Source organism: Kitasatospora sp. A2-31, assembly GCF_022288725.1.
GTDB lineage: Bacteria > Actinomycetota > Actinomycetes > Streptomycetales > Streptomycetaceae > Kitasatospora.
Window position 1 is genome coordinate 1 of the sequence record NZ_JAKNTA010000115.1, and the last position, 1,813, is coordinate 1,813.

1 protein-coding gene is annotated in these 1,813 nt (G+C 76.8%); it reads right to left on the bottom strand.

All coding sequences use genetic code 11. From position 1 onward, the window contains the following. Positions 1-1,813 (bottom strand): amino acid adenylation domain-containing protein (locus tag MCM47_RS39980; RefSeq protein WP_238951752.1); only part of this gene is annotated, 1,813 nt, incomplete at both ends.

Sequence of the window (1,813 nt, forward strand, 5' to 3'; positions counted from 1 at the left end):
TGCTCTCCTGCCCGTGCGAGAGCGGGAGCAGTTCGGGACGTGCGGCGGGCGCGAGCGGTGGGCGGGCCTGCGACCGCGGACCGCCGGGCGTCAGCCGACCGGCCACCCCGGCGGGCGTCGGGGCGTCGAACAGCGCTGCGACCGGCACCTGCTGACCGGTCTCCAGACGCAGCCGGGAGAGCAGCCGGGTGGCGCTCAGCGAGTGGCCGCCCAGGGCGAAGAAGCTGTCGTCGCGGCCGACGCTGCCCTCCGGCAGGCGCAGCACCTCCTCGAACAGCCGGCAGACCAGGGCCTGGTCGGCGGTGTCCGGGGCGCGGCCGCCGGCCGCGGCGGCGAAGTCCGGCGCCGGCAGGGCGGCGGTGTCCAGCTTGCCGTTGCCGGTCAGCGGCAGCGCTTCCAGCAGCACGCACGCGGCCGGTACCAGGTGTTCGGGCAGCAGCCCGGCCAGGTGCGCCCGCAGGGCGGCCGGGTCGGGCCGCTCGCCGGGCGCCGGCACCGCGTACGCCACCAGCACCCGGTCGCCGCCCTGTTCACGGGCCACCACGGCTGCCTGGGCCACCGCGGGGTGGCCGACCAGGGCGGCCTCGATCTCGCCCGGCTCGATCCGGAAGCCGCGGATCTTGATCTGCTGGTCGGCCCGGCCGCGGTACTCCAGGGTGCCGTCCTCGGCACGTCGGGCGAGGTCGCCGGTGCGGTACATCCGCGAGCCGGGGGGCCCGAACGGGTCGGCGACGAAGCGCTGCGCGGTCAGTCCCGGTCGGTCCAGGTAGCCGAGCGCCACACCGGGACCGGCGACGTACATCTCGCCGACCGTGCCGGGCGGCACCGGCTGCAGGCAGTGGTCCAGCACGTGCACCCGCAGGTCGGCGAGCGGGAGGCCGATGGTGCCGCGCGGGGTGGGCTCCTCGACCGCCTCCCGGGTCACCCGGTGGTGGGTCACGTGCACCGTGGTCTCGGTGATGCCGTACATGTTGACCAGTTCCGGGCACCGGTCCCCGTACCGGTCCACCCAGGGGCGCAGGTGCGCGGCCTCCAGCGCCTCGCCGCCGAAGACGACCAGGCGCAGGGACAGCGGCGGGGCCCCGGCGGGCGCCTCCCGGTCGGCCTGCACCAGCTGGTGGAAGGCCGAGGGCGTCTGGTTGAGCACGGTGACGCGCTCGCGCCGCAGCAGCTCCAGGAAGTCCCCCGGCGCACGGGACACCGCGTAGGGGACGACCACCAGGCGGCCGCCGTGCAGCAGCGAGCCCCACAGCTCCCAGACGGAGAAGTCGAAGGCGTAGGAGTGGAAGAGCGTCCACACGTCCTCGGGGCCGAACGCGAAGTGCCCGGCGGCGGCGAACAGCCGCAGCACGTTGCCGTGCGGGACCGGCACGCCCTTGGGCCGGCCGGTCGAGCCCGAGGTGTGGATGACGTACGCCACGGTGTCCGGGGTGAGCGGCGCGGTCCGGTCGGCGTCGGTGAGGTCGGCGGGGGAGAGCGCGGCGAGCTCCCGCTCGACCTCCGGGGCGCCGAGCACCACGGGCGGTGGGCCGTCCGCGGGCAGCCTCCCGGAGCTGCCGGCCTCGGTGACGGTGAGCAGCGGCGCGGCGTCCTCGGTCACCAGGCGCAGCCGCTCGGCGGGCTGGGCCGGGTCCAGCGGCAGGTAGCCGGCGCCGGCCTTGAGCACCGCGAGGACGGCGGTGACCAGCTCGGCGGTGCGCGGCAGGGCCAGCGCCACCAGGCGCCCGGGGCCGGCGCCGCGGGCCGCCAGCAGCCGGGCGAGCCGGTTGGCCCGGTCGTTCAGCTCGGCGTAGGTCAGGGTGCCGTGCTCGTC